The organism is Novosphingobium mathurense, from assembly GCF_900168325.1.
GTDB classification, from domain to species: domain Bacteria; phylum Pseudomonadota; class Alphaproteobacteria; order Sphingomonadales; family Sphingomonadaceae; genus Novosphingobium; species Novosphingobium mathurense.
In genome coordinates, this window is the sequence record NZ_FVZE01000001.1 from 951,473 (window position 1) to 973,542 (window position 22,070).

Sequence of the window (22,070 nt, forward strand, 5' to 3'; positions counted from 1 at the left end):
TTGTCGCAGGTCCGATCAGACGAGGCGTGCCTGCTGCAGCGCCGCCGCGATGAATCCCTTGAACAGCGGATGCGGATCGAACGGCTTGGACTTGAGTTCGGGGTGGAACTGCACGCCCACGAACCACGGGTGGTCCGGACGCTCGACGATTTCCGGCAGCAGACCGTCGGGCGACATGCCCGAGAAGATCAGACCGTCGCCTTCCAGCGCCTCGCGGTACGAGCCGTTGACTTCATAGCGGTGACGGTGGCGTTCGCTGATCGTGGTCGAACCGTAGATCGAGGCCACGTGGCTGTTGGGCGAAAGCTCCGCCTGATAGGCGCCAAGGCGCATGGTACCGCCCAGATCGCCGCCCGCAGCGCGCTTCTCGAGGCCGTCCTTGCCCATCCATTCGGTGATGATGCCCACCACCGGCTCGGTCGTCGGGCCGAACTCGGTCGAGCTCGCCGCGGCAATGCCGGCCGAACGCGCGCCCTCGATGCAGGCCATCTGCATGCCAAGGCAAATCCCGAAGAACGGCACGCCGCGCTCACGCGCGAACCGCACCGAGGCGATCTTGCCCTCGGTACCGCGTTCACCGAAGCCGCCCGGCACGAGAATGCCGTGCATCGGCTCAAGCTCGGCCGCGATCTCGGCATCGTCCTTCTCGAACAGCTCGGCATCGATCCACTTGATGTTGACCTTGACCCGGTTGGCCATCCCGCCATGGACGAGCGCTTCATTGAGCGACTTGTAGGCATCGGGCAGGCCGACGTACTTGCCGACGACACCGATGGTCACTTCGCCTTCGGGATGCTGATAGCGGTCGGTCACTTCATCCCAGCGCGCCATGTCGGGCGCGGGCGAGGTCAGGCCGAAATGGTGCAGGACTTCGGCGTCGAGCCCTTCCTGGTGGTACTGCAGCGGCACCGCGTAGATGTTCGGCGCATCGAGCGCCGGGATGACGGCTTCCCGGCGCACGTTGCAGAACAGCGCAATCTTGCGGCGCTCGCTCTCCGGCAGCTCACGATCGCAGCGGCACAGCAGGATGTCGGGCTGGATGCCAAGGCCGGTGAGTTCGCGCACCGAGTGCTGCGTCGGCTTGGTCTTCAGCTCACCGGCTGCAGCGATGTAGGGCACCAGCGTCACGTGCACGAAGCAGGTCTGCTCGCGGCCCATTTCGTTGCGCAGCTGGCGCATGGCCTCGACGAACGGCAGGCCTTCGATGTCGCCGACGGTGCCGCCGATTTCGCACAGGACGAAATCGAGATCGTCGGTATCGGACATCGCGAAGTTCTTGATCGCGTCGGTGACGTGCGGAATGACCTGGACGGTAGCGCCGAGATAGTCGCCGCGGCGCTCCTTGGCGATGATGTCCTGATAGATGCGGCCCGAGGTGATGTTGTCGCTCTGGCGGGCCGAAACGCCGGTGAAGCGTTCGTAGTGGCCAAGGTCGAGGTCGGTCTCGGCCCCGTCGTCGGTCACATAGACCTCACCGTGCTGATACGGGCTCATCGTGCCCGGATCGACGTTCAGATAAGGGTCGAACTTGCGGATGCGGACGCGGAAACCGCGTGCCTGCAGGAGAGCCGCGAGGCTCGCTGCCATGAGCCCCTTGCCGAGCGAGGAAACCACGCCGCCGGTGATAAAAATGTGCCGCGCCATGGGAGTCGGGCCTTAAATTGCATGGAGGCCCATAGGCAAGCGCCCAGAGCCTGAATCCACAGGTCAATACTACATGAAATGCCGCCTGCCACTGCCAGACGGCATTTCGGTTACGGGAAATGCCTCGGAATTACTGCTTGGCAGCACCCGAAAGCGGATCTTCGGCCGGCGTCTGCTGCACCGCGCCATCGCTCTGGGCCGGAGCCGCAGCGGGATTCGCCGCGCCAGCGAGCGGGTCGGCCGGCTGGGCCGGAGCCGTCGGCGCAGCTGCGCCGCGTTCAAGCGAGGTGTCGATATCGCGCCCGGTCGTCACATCGACGGCCAGCGCTGCCAGGATGATGCTGAGAACCACGAAGAGAGCGGCAAGGACCGAAGTCGCGCGGGTCAGGAAATTGGCCGCACCGCGCGCGGACATCAGGCCCGAGGGGCTGCCGCCACCGACACCCAGACCGCCGCCTTCCGACTTCTGCATCAGGATCACACCGACAAGCGCCGCTGCAATGAGCGCCTGGAGGACGGTCAGGAAAAGGAACATCTCAGTCTCAGCCTTCTGGGGAGCATCAAGCCCGCATCACACGTCGCGCAGATAGGCGCAACGCCTTCGCGGCGCAACCCGTCAACGGGTTTTCGCAAGGCCCGGCCATCAACGCCCGGGCCCTGCAGCACTTTTTCGATCAGTCCGCGTCCAGCGAAGCGGCTGCCCCGACGATCGCAAGGAAGCTCTCGGCCGACAGGCTTGCCCCGCCGACGAGCGCGCCGCCCACTTCGGGCACGGCCAGCAATTCGGCGGCATTGTCGGCCTTCACCGAACCGCCGTAAAGGATGCGCACGTCCGCACCGCCCTCGCCGTAAAGCGCGACGAGCTTTGCGCGGATCGCCCTGTGCATCGCTGCAACGTCCTCGACCGAGGGAACCCGGCCGGTTCCGATGGCCCAGACCGGTTCATAGGCGATCGACAGCTTTTCCGGTGCGCCGTCGACGCGCGGGCACGAACCTTCGAGCTGCGCGCCGACGACCGCTTCGGCCTCGCCGGCATCGCGCTGGGATTCGGTTTCCCCCACGCACAGGATCACGCTGAGGCCCGCACCGAGCGCGGCATCTGCCTTGGCCTTGACGTCACCGTCGCTTTCGCCGTGGAGCGTGCGGCGCTCCGAGTGGCCGACGATGGTGAAGTCCGCGCCTGCGTCCTTGAGCATCTGCGCCGAGATGTCGCCGGTGAAGGCTCCGCTCTCTTCGGCGTGGCAGTCCTGCCCGCCCACGCCGATAATGACCGCTGCATCGCGCGTGCGATAGATCAGCGTCGCCGGCGGCGCGACCGCGACCTGCACCTTGGGAAAGCGTGCCGCCGCCCGGTCGATCGCGCGCGCCTCGTTGAGCATCGCGCGCGTGCCGTTCATTTTCCAGTTACCGACGATGTAAGGCAGTCCAGCCATTTCCAACCCTTGATTTCATCAAGTGCGAAGCGCCGCCTTCGGTCCAGCCAAAGAATCGCCGCTCCGCTTGCGCCGCGCAGCTAGGACAGGCGGACCACCATTGTCAAAACACATGCAGCCTTCGTTCAGGTAAAACTTTCCTGTGTGTCGCCGAAGCAATCGCATGCGAGTCGGCATTGCAGTAACGCGCAAGCCCCCCTAAAGCCTGCGGCCGTTTCCTGCGAAACCTTCGTTTTCGCTCAAGTCATCGCTGATCGGCACGGATCCATGCTCACTTTCTTCCGTTCAATGCTCAAGTCCAAGGTCGGTGCGGCTATCGCGCTGATCATGCTCGTCGTTATCGCGCTCGCCTTCGCCAGCGGCGATATTGCGGGCCTCAGTTCCTCTGCCGGCCTCGGCGGCGGGACGAAGGTCGCCTCCGTGGGCAAGGAAGGTATCGACGCGCCCCAGCTGACGCAGTCGGCCCGTGCCGCGCTGGAGCGCGTGAAGCGCAATCAGCCCACCGCGACCATGAAACTGATGGTGGCGGAAGGCGGGGTCGAGCAGGTCCTCGACGATCTGATCGACCGCACCGCGCTCTTCGTGTTCGGCAAGAAGCACGGCGTCGTTGCCGGCGATCGCCTGATCGACAGTGAAATCGCGCAGATCCCCGGCTTCATGGGCGTTGACGGCAAGTTCAGCCAGGACACCTTCCGCCAGGCGCTCGCGCAGCAGGGCCTGACCGAGAAGGTCCTGCGCGAAGATATCGCCCAGGGTCTCGTATCGCAGCAGCTGCTGGTTCCGGCCCAGTACGGCGCGGTGATGTCGAAGGATGCCGCCAGGCGCTATGCTTCGCTGCTGGGCGAGAGCCGCACCGGAACGATCGCGGCCTTCCCCTCCGCGGCCTTCGTGCCCGAAAAGGACCCGACCGACATCGAGATCCAGGCCTTCTACAAGGACCACATCAACGAATTCATCCGTCCCGAGCGCCGCGTGATCCGTTACGCGACCTTCGGGGAGGACGCGATCAAGGCTCCTGCCGCGCCGACCGACAAGGAAATCGCCGCGCGCTATGACGCCAACAAGGCGCAGTACGCCGCGCAGGACAAGCGCCGCATCACCCAGCTGATCGTGCCGACCGAGGCCGCCGCCAAGGCGATCGTCGCCGAAGTAAACGGCGGCAAGTCGCTCGAAACCGCCGCCAGGGAAAAGGGTCTGTCGACCGCCAAGCTCGAATTCTTCAGCAAGACCGAACTGGGCGAACAGTTCTCAACGGCCGTCGCCGATGCCGTCTTCGCTGCCGATATCGGCAAGCTCGCCGCGCCGCAGAAGAGCGCGCTGGGCTGGCACGTCATCCGCGTCGAGGAAAAGCAGGAAAAGCCTGCCCGCACCCTTGCCGAAGTGAAGGACGACCTCGCCAAGAAGATCGAGCAGGAAAAGCGCCGCGCGGCCTTCACCGACGAGCTTGCCAGCCTCGAGGACAAGTTCGCCGACGGCGCCAACCTGACCGAAGTCGCCAAGTCGCTCGGCATCGAGGTGCAGACCACCGCGCCGATCACGGCTGACGGCCAGGTCTATCTCAAGCCCGGCGAAAAGGCGCCTGACGTCATCGCCCCGGTGATCAAGACCGCCTTCTCGATGGAGGAAGAGCAGCCGCAGGTCGCCGAAGTCGAACGCGGCAAGACCTTCATGATCTACGACGTCAGCGAGATCGACACGTCCGCCCCGGCTCCGCTCAAGGATATCAAGGAAGACGTGAAGGTCGCGTGGTCGATGGACAAGGGCTCGCAGGCCGCCAAGGCCGCCGCGCTCAAGGTCCAGGCCGAGATCAGGAAGGGCACCGCGCTCGAAAAGGCCGTCGCTGCGGTAGGCAAGCGCCTGCCTCCGATCCAGCCCGTCACGATGTCGCGTCCGACGCTGACCGCCGCGATCCAGAGCGGCCGCCAGGTTCCGCCGCCGATCTCGCTCATGTTCCACATGGCCGAGAACACCGTGAAGGTGCAGTCGGCGCCACAGGAACGCGGTTGGTTCGTGGTGGCTCTCAAGAAGATCGACCCGGCGAAGATCGACTCCGACGAACTGCTGGCCAACACCCAGAAGGAACTCGGCCAACAGCTCGGCCAAGCCTATGCCGACGCGCTGGGCAAGGCGATCCGCAAGGACGTGGGCGTGACCAAGAATGCCGCGGCGATCAAGGCCGTGCGCGACGAACTCGCCGGTAACGGCGCGGCCCAGTAAGCGCAGGCAGGACAGGCGATGCAGCGCGAAGCGGACAGAGACGCGGTCAGGCAGGAACTGGAGCAAGGGCGCCCCGCCCTGCTCTGGCGCAAGCTCGTCGCCGATACCGAGACCCCGGTCGCGGCAGCCCTGCGGCTGTTCGAGGACGGTCGCGGCGATTTCCTGCTGGAATCGGTGGAAGGCGGCGAAGTGCGCGGGCGCTACAGCCTGATCGGCCTCGACCCCGACCTCGTGTTCCGTGCCAGCGGCGCCAGCTGCGAGATCAACCGCAAGTGGCAGTCCGACAGGGACGCCTTCGCGCCCCTGCCCGGCGACAGCCTGTCCGAGCTGCGCAGCCTCGTCGAAGCCTGCCGCATCGACGTACCCGGCGAATTGCCCAAGGCGCTTGCCTGCCTCGTCGGCTATTTCGGTTACGAGACCATCGGCCTCGTCGAGAAGCTGCCGCGCGCGCCGCAAAGCAGCCTCGACGTGCCCGACATGCTCTTCGTGCGGCCTTCGCTGATCCTTGTGTTCGACCGACTCGGCGACGAACTGTTCTGCGTTGCGCCGGTCTGGCCCGATGCCGGTGTGCCCGGCCGCGTGGTCGAAGCCGCGGCCGAACGCATCGACGAGGCGCTGCGCCGCCTTTCGGTCCCGGCAACGCTCGCCCCGGCGCAGCCCGACCTGGCGATACCCGAGCCCAGGCCGGTCATGGCGGCCGACGACTACAAGGCTATGGTGCTCAAGGCCAAGGAGTACATCCAGGCAGGCGACATCTTCCAGGTGGTGCTGGCCCAGCGCTTCACCTGCGAATTCCCGCTGCCGCCGCTCGCGCTCTACCGCGCGCTGCGCCGGGTAAACCCTTCGCCCTTCCTCTATTTCCTCGACCTGCCCGGCTTCGCGCTCGTCGGATCGAGCCCGGAAATCCTCGTGCGCGTCCGTGACGGCGAAGTCACGATCCGCCCGATTGCCGGCACCCGCCCGCGCGGCAAGACACCGGCCGAGGACAAGGCTAACGAGACGAGCCTGCTCGCCGATCCCAAGGAACGCGCCGAGCACCTCATGCTGCTCGACCTGGGCCGTAACGACGTCGGCCGGGTGGCGGCCGCGGGCACCGTCGAAGTGACCGACAGCTACACGATCGAGCGCTACAGCCACGTCATGCACATCGTTTCGAACGTGGTCGGCCAGCTCGACACCGCCAAGCACGATGCCATCGACGCGGTCTTCGCAGGCTTCCCGGCGGGCACCGTTTCGGGTGCGCCCAAGGTCCATGCCTGCGAGATCATCGCCGAGCTCGAACCCGAGACGCGCGGCGCCTATGCCGGGGGCGTCGGCTATTTCGCGCCCGACGGTTCGGTCGATTCCTGCATCGTCCTGCGCACCGGCCTGCTCAAGGACGGCGTGCTCCACGTCCAGGCGGGTGCAGGCATCGTCGCCGACAGCGACCCGGCCTACGAACAGCGCGAATGCGAAGCCAAGTCCGGCGCCCTTTTCGCCGCCGCGCGCGAAGCGGTCCGCGTCGCAGGAGAGCCGGGCTTCGGGCAGTGACCCGCACGGCGCCTGCCCTGCTGCCGGCGCTGCTGCTCGCCGCCTGTTCCTCGGGCGATGCGAAGCAGGAAGCCGCGGCGCCACCGCCGCCGCCGTGCGAGGCCGCTAGCTTCGAGGGCACCTCGCTCACCCATTGCACCGCAGAGCCGGGCCGCCACGCCATCCACATGGTCATGGGCCCCAAGGGTGGCGAGCCTTACCGCAGCCTCTCCCAGCTCGCCGTCGACCGGCCTGAAATGAGCCACGAAGTCGCCTTCGCGATGAACGGTGGCATGTTCGACGAGAAGGGGCAGCCGATCGGCTACTACGTCGAGGACGGGGAACGCCTGCACACGCTCAACCGCAACGAGGGCTACGGCAACTTCCACCTCCTGCCCAACGGCGTGTTCTACGGCGATACCGATGGCCACTGGGCCGTGCGCACCAGCGAAGACTTTGCGCAGAACGTCGAGCACCGGCCGCAGTTCGGCACCCAGTCGGGGCCAATGCTCGTCATTGCCGGAAAGCTGCATCCGCGGATCGCGCCTGACGGCCAGTCGCTCAAGCTGCGCAATGGCGTGGGGGTCGACCGCGAGGGGCGCGCACACTTCGTCATTTCCGACGAACCGATCTCCTTCGGCAAGCTCGCGCGCTATTTCCGCGACGCGCTGGACTGCCCCAATGCGCTGTTCCTCGACGGCAGCGTCTCTTCCCTGTGGGACCCGCACATGGGCCGCGTCGACGGCGGCCCTCCGCTCGGCCCCTTGATCGTCGTCGAGAAAAGGGCAAAGGGCAAATCATGATCCTCGTCATCGACAACTACGACAGCTTCACCTGGAACCTCGTCCATTACCTGATGGAACTGGGGGCAGAGGTCGAAGTCGTGCGCAACGATGCGCTCTCGGCTGGGCAGGCGATTTCCAGCGGCGCGCAGGGCTTCCTCATCTCGCCGGGGCCATGCACCCCGAACGAGGCGGGCATCAGCCTCGACCTCGTGGGCGCGGCTGCCGATGCCGGAAAGCCGCTGCTCGGCGTGTGCCTGGGCCATCAGTCGATCGGCCAGTACTTCGGCGGCAAGGTCGTGCGCGGCGGGCTGATGCACGGCAAGACCTCGCCGGTCACGCATGACGATACCGGCGTGTTCGCGGGGCTGCCCTCGCCGTTCACCGCCACGCGCTATCATTCGCTCATCGTCGAGGACATTCCGGAGACACTGCTGGTCAACGCCCGCTCGGACGACGGCCACGTCATGGGCTTCCGCCACGCGAGCCTGCCGATCCACGGGGTGCAGTTCCACCCGGAAAGCATCGCGACCGAACACGGTCACGACATGCTGGCGAACTTCCTGCGCCTGTGCGGCATCGAGACCAAGGCCGTCGCATGACGCTGCCCGATCCCAGCCATCCGATCGGGGAAGCCGAGGCGGAAGCTGCCTTCGCCGCGATCCTCGACGGCGAAGTGCCCGAGGGACGGATCGCCGAATTCCTCATCGCGCTCTCCGACCGGGGCGAGAATGCCAGCGAGATCGCCGGCGCTGCCCGCGCCCTGCGCGCGCGCATGATCCCGGTCGAAGCCCCCGTCAATGCCATCGACGTGTGCGGTACCGGCGGTGACGGTCACCACACCCTCAATGTCTCGACCGCCGTCTCGCTGGTCGTCGCGGCCTGCGGCGTGCCGGTCGCCAAGCACGGCAACCGCGCCGCCAGTTCCAAGGCAGGTGCGGCCGACACGCTCGAGGCCCTCGGCCTCAATCTCGACCGCGCCGTGGAAACCGCCGAGGCGACGCTCGCGGACCTCGGCATCTGCTTCCTGTTCGCCGCGCGCCACCATCCGGCGCTGGGTCGCCTGATGCCGCTGCGCAAGTCGCTGGGCCGCCGCACGATCTTCAACCTGATGGGCCCGCTCGCCAATCCGGCTCAGGTCCGCCGCCAGCTGGTCGGCATTGCCCGGCCCGCTTACGTGCCGATCTATGCAGACGCGATCCGTCGCCTGGGCACCGAGCATTCGCTCGTCGTCTCGGGCGACGAGGGCCTCGACGAACTCAGCCTCGCTGGCGGCAACGAGGTCGCCGAAGTGACCGGCAGCGAACTGGCCATGCGCCGTGTCTCGCCCGCGGACGCGGGTCTGCCCGCCGCTCCTGTCGATGCCATTCGCGGCGGCGATCCCGAGTATAACGCCCAGGCGCTGCGTCGCCTGCTCATGGGCGAACCCGGCGCCTATCGCGACGCGGTGCTGTTCAACGCCGCCGGCGCACTTATCGTCGCAGGTGAAGCGAAGACCTGGCAGGAAGGCGTCGAGGAAGCCGCAGAGGCGATCGACAAGGGCCTCGCCAATGCCCTGCTCAATTGCTGGATCGACGCGCTCAAGTAACGCCGCTTCCCGCCCTTACCGAAACGCATCAGGCACAAAAGGCCCGCCATGTCCGACAAGCTTACCGAGATCTGCGATACCAAGCGCGAGGAAGTCGCTGCCCGCAAGGCGCTGGCCTCGCTGTCCGAGCTCGATGCCAAGGCGGCAGGCCAGAGCGCGCCCCGCGGGTTCGAAGCAGCGCTGCGCCGAAAGGCCGGGGACGGGTTCGCCCTCATTGCGGAAATCAAGAAGGCCAGCCCGTCGAAGGGCCTGATCCGTCCGGACTTCCACCCGGCCGACCATGCCCTTGCCTATGAAAAAGGCGGCGCGGCCTGTCTCTCGATCCTGACCGATGCGCCCTATTTCCAGGGCCACGAGGACTATCTTGTCGCGGCCCGTGCCGCGGTTTCGCTGCCGGTCATCCGCAAGGACTTCATGGTCGACCCCTGGCAGGTCGCCGAAGCCCGCGCAATCGGCGCCGACGCCATCCTCATCATCGCCGCCGCGCTGGACGACACGCTGATGGCCGAGATCGAGTCTGCCGCGCTCGAACGCGGCATGGACTGCCTCGTCGAGGTACACGATGAAGCGGAAATGGAGCGCGCGGCCCGGCTCAAGTCGCGCCTGATCGGCGTCAACAACCGCGACCTCAAGCGTTTCGTCACCGACATCGCCACGACCGAGCGGCTTGCCCCGCTTGCTCCGGAAGGCACCCTGCTCGTCAGCGAAAGCGGCATCAACAGCCACGCCGACCTCCTGCGCCTCTCGCAATGCGGCGCGCGCACGTTCCTCGTCGGCGAGAGCCTGATGCGGCAGGACGATGTCGAGGCGGCGACGCGCACCCTGCTCGAAGGGTAAACGCGGAAGCGACGGTTTTCGTGCGGTCCAGACCTGTCCTACATCGGGGAAATCTGCCATCGAGGGGACATGATCGCCAATGCGTCCAGTCCCGAAACCCTGTTTGTCCGGAGATGAAAGGGCGGCTCCGCTTATACTTCCGGACTGTGTAAACCGTGTAAACCTCGTCAGGATTTCAAGGTCTGAGATGAACAAGAGCCTCACCCACATCGATTCGGACGGCACCGCACGCATGGTGGACGTAGGGGCGAAAGCCGAGACCCAGCGGCTCGCCATCGCCTCGGGCCGGATCACGATGTCGGCCGAGGCGCTCGAGGCGATCCGCGCCGGCAATGCGCCCAAGGGCGATGTCCTGGGCACGGCGCGCATTGCCGGGATCATGGCGGGCAAGCGCACCGGGGATCTGATCCCGATGTGCCACCCCCTCGCCATCGATGCGATCAATGTCGATTTCAGCTTCGAGGACGAGGCTGTCAGAGCCACGGCCACCGCCTCGCTCACGGGCAAAACCGGCGTGGAAATGGAAGCCATTACAGCGGTTTCCGTCGCACTTGTGACGATCTACGACATGGCCAAGGCGCTCGACAAGGGCATGGTCATCGGCGACATCCGCCTGATCGAGAAACGCGGCGGCAAGTCCGGCCCCTGGCGCGCGCAGGACCGTCACTGATGGCCGGTCCCGCGCCGATCCCGCTCGAAGACGCACAGGCGCGCCTGCTCTCGCTGGCGCAAGTCCTGCCGGTCGAGCGCGTCGATGTCGAAAGCGCATTGGGCCGGTTTCTTGCCGAACCGCTGCTGGCGCGGCGAACCCAGCCCGCCGCCCATCTCTCGGCCATGGACGGTTACGCCCTCACCAAGGACGACCTCTCCGGGCCGTGGCAGGTGATCGGAGAGAGCGCGGCAGGCCACCCCTTCACCGGCACGCTGCAAAAGGGCGAGGCCGTGCGCATCTCGACAGGTGCGATCATGCCTGCCGACGCAGCCGTGGTTGTCCTGCAGGAGGACCTGAAGCGTGAAGGCGATCGGATCACGCTGACCGGGGATCTGCCTGAACCGCCGCACAGGCACATCCGCCCCTGCGGCATGGACTTCACCGCCGGCCATCAGGTGCTAGCCGAGGGCGTCCGAATCGGCCCAGCCCACATCGCGCTCGCCCTCTCGGCCGGGCATCGCCACATGCCCGTCCGCCGGATGCCTAAAGTCGCGGTGATCGACAGCGGCGACGAACTGGCTGCCGATCCCGAAACCTGCCCCACTCACCAGATCCCGGCCAGCAACGGTGCCATGCTCGTCTCGCTGGTCAGCCCGCTGCCGGTCGACGCCCGCCGGATCGGCCCGGTTCCCGACACGCTCGAGGCGCTGATCGGCGCTTTCGACGAAGCGGCGGATTGCGACGTGATCGTCACAAGCGGCGGTGCATCGGTGGGCGATCACGATCTCGTGCGACCGGCACTCGAACGCTGGGGGGCCCGGCTCGATTTCTGGCGGGTCGCCATCAAGCCGGGCAAGCCGATCCTCGTTGCCAAGCGCGAACGCAGCGATGGCGGCACCCAGATCGTCATCGGCCTGCCGGGCAATCCGGTATCGAGCATGGTCACGGCCTATCACTTCGTTCTGCCCCTGCTGCGCGCGATGCTCGGCGCCGCCCGTCCGCTACCCATGCCTATCTCGACCGTTCTGGATGCTCCGCTGAGGGCCATCGGCCACCGCCGCGAATTCCTGCGCGGCTACTGGAACGGCAAAAGCGTGATGCCGATGACGCTTCAGGACAGCGGCGCGCTCAGCTCTCTTGCGGCCAGCAACGTGCTGATCGATCGTCCTGCCCATGCCCCCGCCGCCGCGGCTGGTGAAGCGGTCCGCGTGTTCCTGCTCGAAAATGGCGGTATTGCTTGACGTTCCAGAATCTGTTGCTTAATTGTTCTCTCATTGTTCACAGGCAGAACATCGCTCGGGGACGCAGAGAAAGAGGCAACGCAGATGTTGACGCGCAAGCAGCATGAATTGCTCAAGTTCATTCAGGTCCGGCTGGAAGAAAGCGGCATCTCGCCCAGCTTCGAGGAAATGAAGGAAGCGCTCGACCTCAAGTCGAAATCGGGCGTGCATCGCCTCATTTCCGCACTTGAGGAACGCGGCTTCATCCGTCGCCTGCCCAATCGCGCCCGCGCACTGGAAATCCTGCGCCAGCCCGAAGACGTCACCAGCAAGCCCGCGGCCAAGGCCGCCGTTCCTGCCGGGCAGGATGCGCTTGCCGCGCTCAAGCAGCCCGAACGCACGCCCGAACCGGCGAATGACGTCATCGAAATTCCGCTGCACGGCCGCATTGCCGCCGGCGTCCCGATCGAAGCCCTGGAAGGCCAGTCGATGCTTCCGGTTCCCGCAGCCCTGCTCGGCTCGGGCGAACACTACGCGCTTGAGGTTTCGGGCGATTCGATGGTCGAAGCCGGCATTCTCGACGGCGACTTTGCCCTGATCCGTCGCACCAACACCGCGCGCGACGGTGAAATCGTCGTTGCCCTGGTTCGCGGCGAGGAAGCGACGCTCAAATACCTGCAGCGCGATGGCGCCATGGTCCGCCTCGTTCCCGCCAATGCCGCCTACGAACCGCAGGTTTACGGCCCTGACGAGATCGAGGTTCAGGGCAAGCTCGCCGGGCTGCTGCGCCGCTATCATTGAGCTTTGCCGAGGAGAGGCGCGTCGCTGATACGACCGCCTCTCCTTGAATTGACGGGATCAGGGCGCTCGCGGCGTCCACCAGCCATGATGGCCCTGCCCTTCGGCGACAGTCTCGACCGATTTTTGTCGCAGCCGGATAGCAAGGCCACCGGTTCTCTGCAGCATGTTGCGGTCCGCCTTCAACCAGCGCGGAGAGCAGCTTCGGGGCAGCCAGCGGTCGGCAATGACGATGTCGGCCTTGTCGCAAGCCGCTGCCAACGCCCGCTCTGGGACCTGGTCCCGGCCTCTGGCGATCAGCAGGTCCCAGGAGCGGCCCTGTCTTCCAATGCGAACCGAACAGAATTCGCGATTGCATCGTGCGCCCGGCCATGATGCCAAGGGCGTCAGTTCGCCCTCGACACCGGCAAATTCACGCAGATTGTCGCGGACATAGTCGCTGCCGGTATCGCGCAGGGTCACGAGCCTCTCACCATTATCGACCACAAGCCCGACATGACGGCCATCGCCGGTCACGAGAATATCGGGCGGCTCGAGCAGGATGAGCCAGACTATGCCGAGACAGGCGGGCACGAGCCCCAGCAGCCGAACCCGCCCACTCCACAGCCCGAGCCACAGACCACCCGAAACGAACAGGAGGAAGCCGCCCGTACCCATCGCCGGCAGAACCGAAACCGCCCCGGGCAGTGCGCTGATCTTGTGCGCCAACCCCAGCAAAAGGTCGATAAACTGCCCTGCCAGCCACCAGAACGGTCCGCCCAGTCCCACAAGATCGAACAGTAGCGCCAGGGCAATGCAAGGCATGACAGCGAAAGTCGTGAGCGGGATCGCAAGTACATTGGCAAGCGCGCCGTAAGCACCGGCACGATGAAAATGGTAGAAGCCGATCGGCATCAGGACGATTTCGATCACGAAACCCGTCACGAACAGCATCACCGTTTGCCGCATGAGCCGCGAAAGCCACGATTCCTCTCGCGGGGCCAGAAACCGGCGCACCGGCCCGCAAGTTGCCAACGCCACGATGGCAAGAACGGCTGCAAAGCTCATCTGGAAGCTGGGCCCCGTCAGCGATTCGGGCCAAAGCAGCAGGACCGCAAACCCGGCAACTGCCAGCAGCCGCAGCGATAGCGCTTCTCGTCCCAGCGCCAGTGCAATGAGGACAAGCATCGCCCCAATGCACGAACGGACCGTCGGCACCTGCGATCCGGTCAGGAGGGTATAGGCAATCCCGGCCAGAGCTCCGCACAGCGCGGCCACCACCGGAAGCCGGAAACGCAAGGCCAGTGCAGGAGAAAGCGCGAGCAATCTCAGGACGAGGAAATAGGCTGCCCCGATCACTGCACTGACGTGCAGGCCGCTGATAGCCAGCAGATGCGCAAGGCCCGCATCGCGCATCGCCTGCGCGTCCTCCTCGACGATGCCGCCGCGGTCGCCGCTCGCCAATGCCGCGGCGATCCCGCCTTGCGAGCCGCTCAGCCTCTCACGGACGTGCTGGGAAAGCACGCTGCGGGCAGCCTCAAGGGTCTCGCCCTCACCGCCTGACGTAACGATCTCGACTTTGCCGCTCACCTTCCCGCTTGCAGAAAGGCCGGAGAACCAAGCGGCGCGCGCGAAATTATAACCGCCGGGGAACATCGGCGGCGCAGGTGGCATCAACCGCGCCTCAAAGCGAATCACTGCTCCGGGCGACACGGATTCAACGCCAAGGCCGTCGGCAACGTTGAGCCGAACCTTGATGGGACGCCCCGAACCAGGCTCCCGGGTCGCGACGAGCCATCTGACCCGCCGTTCGGCAGGCTGTTCATCCACCCCTAGCACTTTGCCCAGGAAGACGCCTGAAACCGGACGATCGATCGCTTCGTGTCCCACCAGCGCCGATTTCGTCCAGACGGTCAGGCAACCCGCGAAAAACATGAGGAAAACTGCGCAGAGTGCCACTCTCAGGTGAGGAAAACGCGCGCGATCCGGCCAGACCCATGCCGCAAGAGCCGCAATGGCAGCGCAAACGGCGCCAAACGCAGCCCAATGGAGCGGTCCGGGAAGGCCGAACCACGCCGCGATTCCCGCTCCGAATGCGACCACCAGCCAGGGCCCGCGATCGAAGCCGGCACGCGAAAGAAATCGCTCAAGCGCCGCCAAAACCCTCGACAAGTCGCTCTTGCTGTTCCATGGCCGATGCTGCAATGCAGCGCCCCCGGCGAGGCCGTGGCATGCGTTATTTTCATTACTGGCTGTGGCTTGGCTGGCCATGGCGAACATTGGACAGGAAGGGATTTACAATGGCAAGCGGCAGTGCATCGAGCGGATCGAACGGCCAGTCTGCCGTCGTTACGCGCTTTGCCCCCTCGCCCACGGGTTACCTTCACATCGGCGGTGCCCGTACGGCGCTGTTCAACTGGCTCTTCGCCCGCCAGCACGGCGGCAAGTACCTGCTGCGCATCGAAGACACCGACCGCGCCCGTTCGACCGAACCGGCCATCGACGCAATCTTCGACGGCCTGACGTGGCTCGGCCTCGAAGGTGACGAAGAACCTGTGTTCCAGTTCGCGCGCTCGCAGCGCCACGCCGAAGTGGCCGCGCAGTTGCTCGAATCCGGTCACGCCTATCGCTGCTATCTCACGACCGAGGAACTCGCCGAACGCCGCCAGAAGGCACAGGAAGAGCGTCGCCCGTTCCGCATCGACAGCGAATGGCGCGATGCCGATCCTTCGAGCTGGCCGAGCGACCGCCCCTATGTCGTGCGCATCAAGGCCCCGCGCGACGGCGAGACCGTGATCGACGACCTCGTGCAGGGACAGGTGACTGTCCAGAACGTCGAGATCGACGATTTCGTCATCCTGCGCTCCGACGGCACGCCGACCTATATGCTGGCTGTCGTCGTCGACGACAACGACATGGGCGTCACCCACGTCATCCGCGGCGACGATCACCTCAACAACGCGTTCCGACAGCTCGTCATCGTCAACGCGATGGGCTGGACGGTGCCTACTTACGGTCACGTCCCGCTGATCCACGGCCCGGACGGCGCCAAGCTGTCGAAGCGCCACGGTGCCTTGGGCGTCGATGCCTATCGCGACGAGCTGGGCGTGCTGCCCGAAGCGCTGTTCAATTACCTCCTGCGCCTCGGCTGGGGCCATGGCGATGAGGAGATCATCGCCCGCGAGCAGGCAGTCGAATGGTTCGACATTGCCCATGTCGGCAAGTCGCCTGCCCGGTTCGACCTCGCCAAGTTGCAGAATCTCAACGGACATTATCTGCGCGAGGCGGATGACGCCCGCCTCGCGGCACTCGTCCTTCCGCTTGTCGCGGCCAATGGCTTCGCAAACCCAGATCCCGTCCTGCTCGAAAAGGCCATGCCGGTCCTCAAGGTGCGAGCAAAGGACGTCAACGAACTTGCAGAAGGCGCCGCCTTCCTGTTTGCCACCCGTCCACTCGCGATGAGCGAGAAGGCGCAAGCTCTTCTGACCGACGAGGCGCGGGGGCGCCTGGCTGTCATTCATGAGCGTCTGTCGGGGGAATCCGACTGGACTTTGGAGGCATTGGAAGCCAACCTGAAAGCAATGGCCGAGGAACTCGAATTGGGCCTCGGCAAGCTCGCGCAACCCTTGCGGGCAGCCCTGACGGGTCAGACGACCTCGCCGGGAATTTTCGACGTATTGGTTCTGCTCGGCAGGAACGAAAGCCTCGCGCGCATCGCCGCACAGGCCGACGTCCCGGCCGGGTCACAGGTATAAGGAGTAAGAACTGGTGGGTGATCAGGCTAAACTGTCCGCAGGTGGTGCGGATTACGAATATCCTGTCCTGAAAGGTAGCGTCGGCCCGGATGTCGTCGATATCCGCAAGCTCTACGGCCAGACCGGGCTGTTCACGTTCGACCCGGGCTTCACTTCGACCGCGAGCTGCGAAAGTGCCCTGACCTACATCGACGGCGATGAGGGCGTTTTGCTCCACCGCGGTTATCCGATCGGTCAGCTGGCGGAAAATTCGTCGTTCATGGAAGTCAGCTACCTGCTGCTCAATGGCGAACTGCCGAGCAAGGACGAGCTCGAGAAGTTCGAGTTCACCATCAGCCGTCACACCATGCTGCACGAGCAGCTCGCCACCTTCTATCGCGGCTTCCGCCGTGACGCACACCCGATGGCGATCATGTGCGGCGTCGTCGGCGCGCTTTCGGCATTCTACCACGATTCGACCGACATCTCGGATCCCGAGCACCGCAAGATCAGCTCGCACCGCCTGATCGCGAAGATGCCGACGATCGCTGCGATGGCCTACAAGTACTCGATCGGTCAGCCCTTCCTCTACCCGGACAACAACCTGTCCTACACCGGTAACTTCCTGCGCATGACCTTTGGCGTGCCCGCGGAAGAGTATGAAGTGATCCCGGCCGTCGAAAAGGCCATGGACCGCATCTTCATCCTCCATGCCGATCACGAGCAGAACGCTTCGACCTCGACCGTGCGTCTCGCCGGTTCGTCGGGCGCGAACCCGTTTGCGTGCATCGCGGCCGGCATTGCCTGCCTCTGGGGCCCGGCACACGGCGGCGCGAACGAAGCTGCGCTGAACATGCTCAAGGAAATCGGTACGCCGGACAAGATCCCGCACTACATCGAGCGTGCGAAGGACAAGAACGATCCGTTCCGCCTGATGGGCTTCGGTCACCGCGTCTACAAGAACTACGACCCGCGCGCGACTGTCATGCAGTCCACCGTTCGGGAAGTCTTCGACGCCCTCAAGGTCAACGACCCGCTGTTCGAGACCGCCCTGCGTCTCGAGGAAATCGCCCTCAACGATCCGTACTTCGTCGAGAAGAAGCTCTTCCCGAACGTCGACTTCTACTCGGGCATCATCCTTTCGGCGATCGGCTTCCCGACCACCATGTTCACTGTGCTCTTCGCCCTCGCCCGCACCGTGGGCTGGGTCGCGCAGTGGAACGAAATGATCTCGGATCCCGGCCAGAAGATCGGCCGTCCGCGCCAGCTCTACACCGGCCCGACGCAGCGCGACTACGTGCCGCTGTCGCAGCGCTGATAGCCGGCAAGCCGGACTGGACCGCTCTTCGGGGTCGGTCCTGAGGAGAAACCCCTGCGAAAGCGGGGGTTTTTTCTTGTCCCGGGCCAAACCCCGCGTGACGGAACTTGCCAAGCGGCCTTAATCTGGCCACCTCGATATCCTAAGCCGATAAAGAACAGGGCGAGGTATTTGCATGCTATTTGTCAGGATCGTCGCACTTATCCTGGGACTGCTGGCCATCGCCATGGGCCTGCTCTGGGTCGGTCAGGGAACGGGCGTGGTTATGTGGCCTGCCGAAAGCTTCATGCTGGCCGACCGCACATGGGCCATTCGCGGCGCCATTCTTGCCGCCGTCGGCTGCATCGTCGTGTGGCTGGCGCGCCGCGGCAACGGCAAGTCCTGAACGGGTTCAGGCTTCCCGGTCGGCCGGCACGTCGAGAATGAAGCGCGCGCCCTGTCCCGGTGAGCTCTCGACCGACAGTTCGCCGCCCATCGCCCTGGCCAGACTTCGCGAGATATAAAGGCCAAGCCCCGATCCGCCATCGCCGCTGCGCCCCAGACGCTCGAACTTTTCGAACACGCGGGCCTGCTGCTCTTCCGAGAGCCCGGGTCCCTGATCGGCGACGATGACGCGGGCCATCGATCCAAGCGATTCCAGCCTCAGCCAGATGCGCGACTTTTCCCGTGAATAGCGGATCGCATTGCCGATCAGGTTCAGCAGGATCTGCAGCACTCGGCGGAATTCGGCGACTGCGGGAAGGCTTTCGGCCACTTGCGGCGCATCGATGACGATGCCCTTTTCACGCGCGCGGACATTGAGAATCCCGGCAGCCTGGCGTGCAACTTCCGACAGGTCGATATGATCGGGCGCCGTCGAGAAGTTCTCGGACTCCACGACCTCGAGGTCAGCCAGGTCCTCGAGCAGGTCTAGCAGCAGTTTGCCGGCACTGGCGATTTCACCCGCATAGTCGGCATAAGCGTCGGGGATCGGTCCGGCGAGCCGCGTGCGGATCGTCTCTGCATTGGCGATGATGCGCGAAATCGGTTGGCGCAGGACCGGAGAAAGATCCTGTCCGACGAGACTGCGCCGCAAGGCCGGCTCGATCGGGTTCGCGCCCATGACATCACCTGCCTGCGGTTCGTCAGAGATCAGCAGGAGTTCGAAACCGGATGGATCGAAGCCGGGCCGGATATGCGGGATCAGTGTGATCCGCCAGGGTCGGTCCGAGCCTTCGACGCTGACCCGGGTCCCGTCGAGAAGGCGCCAGTGCAGCGGCTGCTTGTGCGTCACGTTCTCGGGCGGCAGGAAATCGGTCCAGAGCCGACCGATCCCGTCTTCCATCCGCGCAGCCACTTGCGCGAGATCGGGACTGTCCGTCACCGCCGTCAGCAAGCGCTGCGAGCCATCGAGCTGCGCAGTCAGTTCGGCAAGGTGGCGGTCGGTCATCATCCGCCGGCGTTCGGCAAAGCTGATCTCTTCCGAAGGCAGCGGCGAAGATTGCCAGTTGCGCACCACGATGTCGCAGCCCGGCGTGCCTCCGATTTCGTCCTCGCGCGGTTCGACCTCGACCCAGGCGGTAATCGTGTCGCTTCCGTCATTCGCTGAAATCGCGCGGGCAAGACGAAAGCGATAGCGGCGCGCCTTACGTACGAGTTCCAGCAGTTCGGGCACGGCGATGGTGCCGGGAAGCTCGCCACCGCAACGCAATTGCAGTCCGGCAAGCGGCTCTTCGGCCGTCAACAGCCTGTCCTCGGGATCGCTGACCGCCCGGGCGAGAATGGTTCCGCCTGCCTGCATCAGCCTGCAATGCGCCCTGTCGAGAGGATGACGGATGCCTTGTCCGCGCCAAGCCGGTCAAAACCTTGCGGCAGGGTAATGTCAGGATGCAAGGCAAGAAACTGCTGCTCTACACCGGTGGATGACAAGCCGGCGGTGCGCAGCGCCAGCGCCAGTCGCGCCAGTTGCGCCTCATGGGTCGACAGGACCACTACATCGCGGCTCTGCCGGGAACCGATCGCCAGTGCCGAGAGGAACAGCGCCACGCCCGAATTGGCAACCGAGAGCGAGGCCTCGACTTCGCCGGCCATGGTCAACACAAGCTGGGTTGCGAGCCCGAGCCGGCTCACACCTTCGTTGTATTTCCGGCGCAAGGCCGCTTCGGCAAAAGCCGCGTGCTCGATCATCTCGGGATCGTCACCGATGCGCGCGCTCAAGGTCACGAGCGCTTCATGGAACAGATCGGCCGGCAGTTCGAACAGCGAGAGCTTCATGCGCCGCTGCGACTGGCACCAGCGGGCCTGCGCGGCAAGGAACTTCATCGCAAGATCCTGCATCGCACCTTCGCGGGCCGACACGAAGCTCTGCAAAAGCGGCGATACTACCGGATCGAGCGCGAGGCGCGTTTGCAGACGCTCGGTCAGCTGCCATTCCAGCGCCAGGGCGTGAAGATGCGACAGGAGCGCCTGATTTTTGAGAAAGGCCCGCGTGAGCAGGGAAACCTCGTCGGCCGGATGAACGGCGCGATCGGGCTGGCCTGCGCTCTGCGCCAGCGCATCGAGCAAGGCATTGGCAAGATCGGCCAGCATCCCGCGCACGCGCGCAAGGATCTCGTCACTGAAGACGGAGCTGTCCTCCGCGGTGATTAGGTGCCGCAGAATCGGAAGAACACTTCCCGCCATTGCATCGCCGCGAGCAAGCTCGTCGCGAAGCACGGCTTCGACGTTGTCCCGGTCAGCCGAATGAACAGCTTGATCGATCATCGGCTCGTATTACGCCATCCTTGGTTAAAGCCGGGTTAGTCCTTGCGCCGCAGAGGCAGGACCAGCCCCGCAAGTACGAGACCGATCGAAATCACCTCGACCACGATCTGAACATGCCCGAAGAGCGCGGCAAGGGCCAGTATAACGCCAAGCAGAACCCGGTCGCGGAACCAGGATGCGGTAGAGCCGGTGAGATTGTTGGGTATCAGCGCGACCAGCAGGACCAGCATGATCGGCGGAAACGCCCAGGAGATCGGCGATTCCCCGGCGATACGCGGGATAGCGGCAAGGCTGAGCAGGCCGATCTCGATATCGACCAGCCAGCCCAGTGCATCGGCACGCGGGATGATCGGCGTCATCTGCCCCCGGGCCCGACGCTCGGCCTGTCGCAGGAGGCGGCTGCTTTCGACCAGTAGCGCGGCGATGGCACCGAAGATCAGGGCTATCCAGACAAGCCCGAACCAGCCCAGGACGGCTGAAAGACCCAGGGCTCCCAAGGCGCCAAGGCTGAGCATGTTCGAGGCGTTGCCGGCCTGCAGCAGCGATGTGCCGAACGTCAGTACGGCAAGGCGAGCCGCCGAAGCCCCGGGGGAAAGCTGGCGTCCGTCGCTGACCTGCTCGGCTAGCCATTCGGCTTCCACCGCGACGGCCTCGCCCTCGTTGCGGACCAGACGCCAGTTGGCGCCGATACGCACACCCGAAGGCACTTCGCGCATGGCAATGCCAGACTGGAGCGCTATCCGGGTCAGGGCAGAAATCATGTCGCAGTCCGGCGGCAGTTCCTGCAGCCGCTCCATCAGCTCACCGGGAACCCGCATGACCCCTGCCGCCGCGCGGTTGAGATCGATGCGTTCGAACCCGGCCGCCAGCGCATTCTCGACCGGCATGACCAGCACCACCGGCGCGCGGCTCTCGAACAGGTGGGTCACGCTGCCCGGATCGACGAAAAGCCCCTCGGTGACCACGAGCACTTCGTCGCTGGCCGTGATGAGCCCGCCAAGCTGGCGCACGTTCGTCGCGATGTAGAATTGCAGTCCGGCATCTTCCGCCGCGTGCTGGAGCGCCAGGAGTTCAGGCGAAGTGCCCCGCGCCATGCAGATCACGCGCTGGCAATCGAGCGCAAGGGCCAGACCAAGCTGGTGCTCTGCCACGCTCACACCCGCCACCCGCAGAAATCCACGAGGAAGCGCATGTCCCGCTCCCGCGGGTTCAGTCATGGCAAGCAAAGCGATGCGCAGTTTTCAATCTCCAGCGAAGCGCGCCCATTTAGGCACAGGCTTGGCCGGTGCCAAGCATCGCCGGCCGATCAATCGGCGGAAAACTCCGCGAGAAATGCCTTCAGGCGCCTGACGACCGTCGGTTCACCCGGAGCCGCGTCCAGGGCTTCCTCCGACAGATCGAGCAAAGCACGTGAATGGAAGCTGGCTGCAAGGCCCTTGAGCCGCATGGCCGCAAGGTTCCAGTTGCCATCACAGCGTGCGCGTTCAAGCAGATCGACCTGGCGCGCCACGCTTTCGACGAAACTGGCACGCAGTTCCTCGAAAAGCACGGCGTCCCCGCCTGCCGCAGCAGCCAATGTCGCTTCGAGGGCGCCTGATTCGTAAGCCATTTCCCCAA

The 22,070-nt window shown here is 65.2% G+C and carries 20 protein-coding genes; 12 read left to right on the forward strand and 8 right to left on the reverse strand.

Annotation, left to right across the window (positions count from 1 at the left end):
- Positions 1-15: 15 nt before the first annotated feature.
- From B5483_RS04515 to tpiA, 3 genes are all read right to left on the reverse strand, one after another.
- A complete protein-coding gene (locus B5483_RS04515) occupies positions 16-1,644 on the reverse strand; it encodes a CTP synthase (protein ID WP_054948115.1) in 1,629 nt (542 codons plus the stop codon).
- A gap of 130 nt (positions 1,645-1,774) precedes the next feature.
- Positions 1,775-2,179, reverse strand: coding sequence for a preprotein translocase subunit SecG (secG, locus tag B5483_RS04520; RefSeq protein WP_054948114.1), 405 nt, complete (start codon positions 2,177-2,179; stop codon positions 1,775-1,777).
- A 139-nt stretch (positions 2,180-2,318) separates the two neighbouring features.
- On the reverse strand, positions 2,319-3,077 hold the full coding sequence (gene tpiA / locus B5483_RS04525; RefSeq protein ID WP_054948113.1) for a triose-phosphate isomerase: 759 nt from the start codon (positions 3,075-3,077) through the stop codon (positions 2,319-2,321).
- 267 nt (positions 3,078-3,344) lie between these two features.
- Here tpiA and B5483_RS04530 point away from each other — a divergent pair, with 267 nt between their 5' ends.
- From B5483_RS04530 to lexA, 9 genes are all read left to right on the forward strand, one after another.
- Positions 3,345-5,294 (forward strand): SurA N-terminal domain-containing protein, encoded by a 1,950-nt coding sequence (locus B5483_RS04530; RefSeq protein WP_079729586.1) that lies wholly within the window; start codon positions 3,345-3,347, stop codon positions 5,292-5,294.
- An 18-nt stretch (positions 5,295-5,312) separates the two neighbouring features.
- Entirely contained in the window at positions 5,313-6,824 is a 1,512-nt protein-coding gene (locus B5483_RS04535) for an anthranilate synthase component I family protein (RefSeq protein WP_079729587.1), read from the forward strand.
- A complete protein-coding gene (locus B5483_RS04540) occupies positions 6,821-7,606 on the forward strand; it encodes a phosphodiester glycosidase family protein (RefSeq protein ID WP_054948110.1) in 786 nt (261 codons plus the stop codon). Before B5483_RS04535 ends, B5483_RS04540 begins: the two co-directional genes overlap by 4 nt.
- The gene (locus B5483_RS04545) at positions 7,603-8,187 is read left to right on the forward strand and encodes an anthranilate synthase component II (protein ID WP_054948109.1); all 585 of its coding nucleotides are present in this window, start codon (positions 7,603-7,605) and stop codon (positions 8,185-8,187) included. The genes B5483_RS04540 and B5483_RS04545 overlap by 4 nt, the downstream gene beginning before the upstream one ends.
- Positions 8,184-9,173, forward strand: a complete 990-nt coding sequence (trpD, locus tag B5483_RS04550) for an anthranilate phosphoribosyltransferase (RefSeq protein ID WP_054948108.1) — start codon at positions 8,184-8,186, stop codon at positions 9,171-9,173. The genes B5483_RS04545 and trpD overlap by 4 nt, the downstream gene beginning before the upstream one ends.
- A gap of 48 nt (positions 9,174-9,221) precedes the next feature.
- On the forward strand, positions 9,222-10,010 hold the full coding sequence (trpC, locus tag B5483_RS04555; RefSeq protein WP_079729588.1) for an indole-3-glycerol phosphate synthase TrpC: 789 nt from the start codon (positions 9,222-9,224) through the stop codon (positions 10,008-10,010).
- 187 nt (positions 10,011-10,197) lie between these two features.
- Positions 10,198-10,680 carry a cyclic pyranopterin monophosphate synthase MoaC gene (gene moaC / locus B5483_RS04560; RefSeq protein ID WP_079729589.1) on the forward strand — a complete coding sequence of 161 codons (483 nt, stop codon included), beginning with the start codon at positions 10,198-10,200 and terminating at the stop codon, positions 10,678-10,680.
- Positions 10,680-11,903: a molybdopterin molybdotransferase MoeA gene (locus tag B5483_RS04565; protein WP_079729590.1), complete on the forward strand. Its 1,224-nt coding sequence runs from the start codon at positions 10,680-10,682 to the stop codon at positions 11,901-11,903. The genes moaC and B5483_RS04565 overlap by 1 nt, the downstream gene beginning before the upstream one ends.
- 84 nt (positions 11,904-11,987) lie before the next feature.
- A complete protein-coding gene (lexA, locus tag B5483_RS04570) occupies positions 11,988-12,683 on the forward strand; it encodes a transcriptional repressor LexA (protein ID WP_054948104.1) in 696 nt (231 codons plus the stop codon).
- 57 nt (positions 12,684-12,740) lie between these two features.
- Here the strand turns inward: lexA and B5483_RS04575 are convergent, their stop codons facing one another.
- On the reverse strand, positions 12,741-14,930 hold the full coding sequence (locus tag B5483_RS04575) for a ComEC/Rec2 family competence protein (protein WP_079729878.1): 2,190 nt from the start codon (positions 14,928-14,930) through the stop codon (positions 12,741-12,743).
- 29 nt (positions 14,931-14,959) lie between these two features.
- Between B5483_RS04575 and gltX the strand changes: the two genes are divergently transcribed.
- The 3 genes from gltX (at position 14,960) to B5483_RS04590 (ending at position 18,096) form a co-directional block, all read left to right on the forward strand.
- On the forward strand, positions 14,960-16,414 hold the full coding sequence (gene gltX / locus B5483_RS04580) for a glutamate--tRNA ligase (RefSeq protein ID WP_079729591.1): 1,455 nt from the start codon (positions 14,960-14,962) through the stop codon (positions 16,412-16,414).
- Between the two features lie 13 nt (positions 16,415-16,427).
- Entirely contained in the window at positions 16,428-17,711 is a 1,284-nt protein-coding gene (locus B5483_RS04585; RefSeq protein WP_054948102.1) for a citrate synthase, read from the forward strand.
- Between the two features lie 175 nt (positions 17,712-17,886).
- Positions 17,887-18,096 (forward strand): hypothetical protein, encoded by a 210-nt coding sequence (locus B5483_RS04590; protein WP_054948101.1) that lies wholly within the window; start codon positions 17,887-17,889, stop codon positions 18,094-18,096.
- 6 nt (positions 18,097-18,102) lie between these two features.
- Here B5483_RS04590 and B5483_RS04595 read toward each other — a convergent pair whose 3' ends face one another.
- The 4 genes from B5483_RS04595 to B5483_RS04610 all read right to left on the reverse strand — a co-directional run bounded on the left by B5483_RS04595 (position 18,103) and on the right by B5483_RS04610 (position 22,062).
- On the reverse strand, positions 18,103-19,491 hold the full coding sequence (locus B5483_RS04595; protein ID WP_079729592.1) for a sensor histidine kinase: 1,389 nt from the start codon (positions 19,489-19,491) through the stop codon (positions 18,103-18,105).
- Positions 19,491-20,453, reverse strand: a complete 963-nt coding sequence (locus B5483_RS04600) for a hypothetical protein (protein WP_079729593.1) — start codon at positions 20,451-20,453, stop codon at positions 19,491-19,493. The genes B5483_RS04595 and B5483_RS04600 overlap by 1 nt, the downstream gene beginning before the upstream one ends.
- A 35-nt stretch (positions 20,454-20,488) precedes the next feature.
- Positions 20,489-21,670 carry a hypothetical protein gene (locus B5483_RS04605; RefSeq protein ID WP_176167947.1) on the reverse strand — a complete coding sequence of 394 codons (1,182 nt, stop codon included), beginning with the start codon at positions 21,668-21,670 and terminating at the stop codon, positions 20,489-20,491.
- An 89-nt stretch (positions 21,671-21,759) separates the two neighbouring features.
- Positions 21,760-22,062 carry a hypothetical protein gene (locus tag B5483_RS04610; RefSeq protein WP_054948097.1) on the reverse strand — a complete coding sequence of 101 codons (303 nt, stop codon included), beginning with the start codon at positions 22,060-22,062 and terminating at the stop codon, positions 21,760-21,762.
- Between the last annotated feature and the right edge of the window lie 8 nt (positions 22,063-22,070).

What these genes read in the sequence shown, in the direction of transcription:
- B5483_RS04515 (WP_054948115.1), bottom strand. Translation starts at nt 1,644, where the DNA reads ATGGCGCGGCACATTTTTATCACCGGCGGCGTGGTTTCCTCGCTCGGC.
- secG (WP_054948114.1), bottom strand. Translation starts at nt 2,179, where the DNA reads ATGTTCCTTTTCCTGACCGTCCTCCAGGCGCTCATTGCAGCGGCGCTT.
- tpiA (WP_054948113.1), bottom strand. Translation starts at nt 3,077, where the DNA reads ATGGCTGGACTGCCTTACATCGTCGGTAACTGGAAAATGAACGGCACG.
- B5483_RS04530 (WP_079729586.1), top strand. Translation starts at nt 3,345, where the DNA reads ATGCTCACTTTCTTCCGTTCAATGCTCAAGTCCAAGGTCGGTGCGGCT.
- B5483_RS04535 (WP_079729587.1), top strand. Translation starts at nt 5,313, where the DNA reads ATGCAGCGCGAAGCGGACAGAGACGCGGTCAGGCAGGAACTGGAGCAA.
- B5483_RS04545 (WP_054948109.1), top strand. Translation starts at nt 7,603, where the DNA reads ATGATCCTCGTCATCGACAACTACGACAGCTTCACCTGGAACCTCGTC.
- trpD (WP_054948108.1), top strand. Translation starts at nt 8,184, where the DNA reads ATGACGCTGCCCGATCCCAGCCATCCGATCGGGGAAGCCGAGGCGGAA.
- trpC (WP_079729588.1), top strand. Translation starts at nt 9,222, where the DNA reads ATGTCCGACAAGCTTACCGAGATCTGCGATACCAAGCGCGAGGAAGTC.
- moaC (WP_079729589.1), top strand. Translation starts at nt 10,198, where the DNA reads ATGAACAAGAGCCTCACCCACATCGATTCGGACGGCACCGCACGCATG.
- B5483_RS04565 (WP_079729590.1), top strand. Translation starts at nt 10,680, where the DNA reads ATGGCCGGTCCCGCGCCGATCCCGCTCGAAGACGCACAGGCGCGCCTG.
- lexA (WP_054948104.1), top strand. Translation starts at nt 11,988, where the DNA reads ATGTTGACGCGCAAGCAGCATGAATTGCTCAAGTTCATTCAGGTCCGG.
- B5483_RS04575 (WP_079729878.1), bottom strand. Translation starts at nt 14,930, where the DNA reads ATGGCCAGCCAAGCCACAGCCAGTAATGAAAATAACGCATGCCACGGC.
- gltX (WP_079729591.1), top strand. Translation starts at nt 14,960, where the DNA reads ATGGCAAGCGGCAGTGCATCGAGCGGATCGAACGGCCAGTCTGCCGTC.
- B5483_RS04590 (WP_054948101.1), top strand. Translation starts at nt 17,887, where the DNA reads ATGCTATTTGTCAGGATCGTCGCACTTATCCTGGGACTGCTGGCCATC.
- B5483_RS04595 (WP_079729592.1), bottom strand. Translation starts at nt 19,491, where the DNA reads ATGCAGGCAGGCGGAACCATTCTCGCCCGGGCGGTCAGCGATCCCGAG.
- B5483_RS04600 (WP_079729593.1), bottom strand. Translation starts at nt 20,453, where the DNA reads ATGATCGATCAAGCTGTTCATTCGGCTGACCGGGACAACGTCGAAGCC.
- B5483_RS04605 (WP_176167947.1), bottom strand. Translation starts at nt 21,670, where the DNA reads ATGACTGAACCCGCGGGAGCGGGACATGCGCTTCCTCGTGGATTTCTG.
- B5483_RS04610 (WP_054948097.1), bottom strand. Translation starts at nt 22,062, where the DNA reads ATGGCTTACGAATCAGGCGCCCTCGAAGCGACATTGGCTGCTGCGGCA.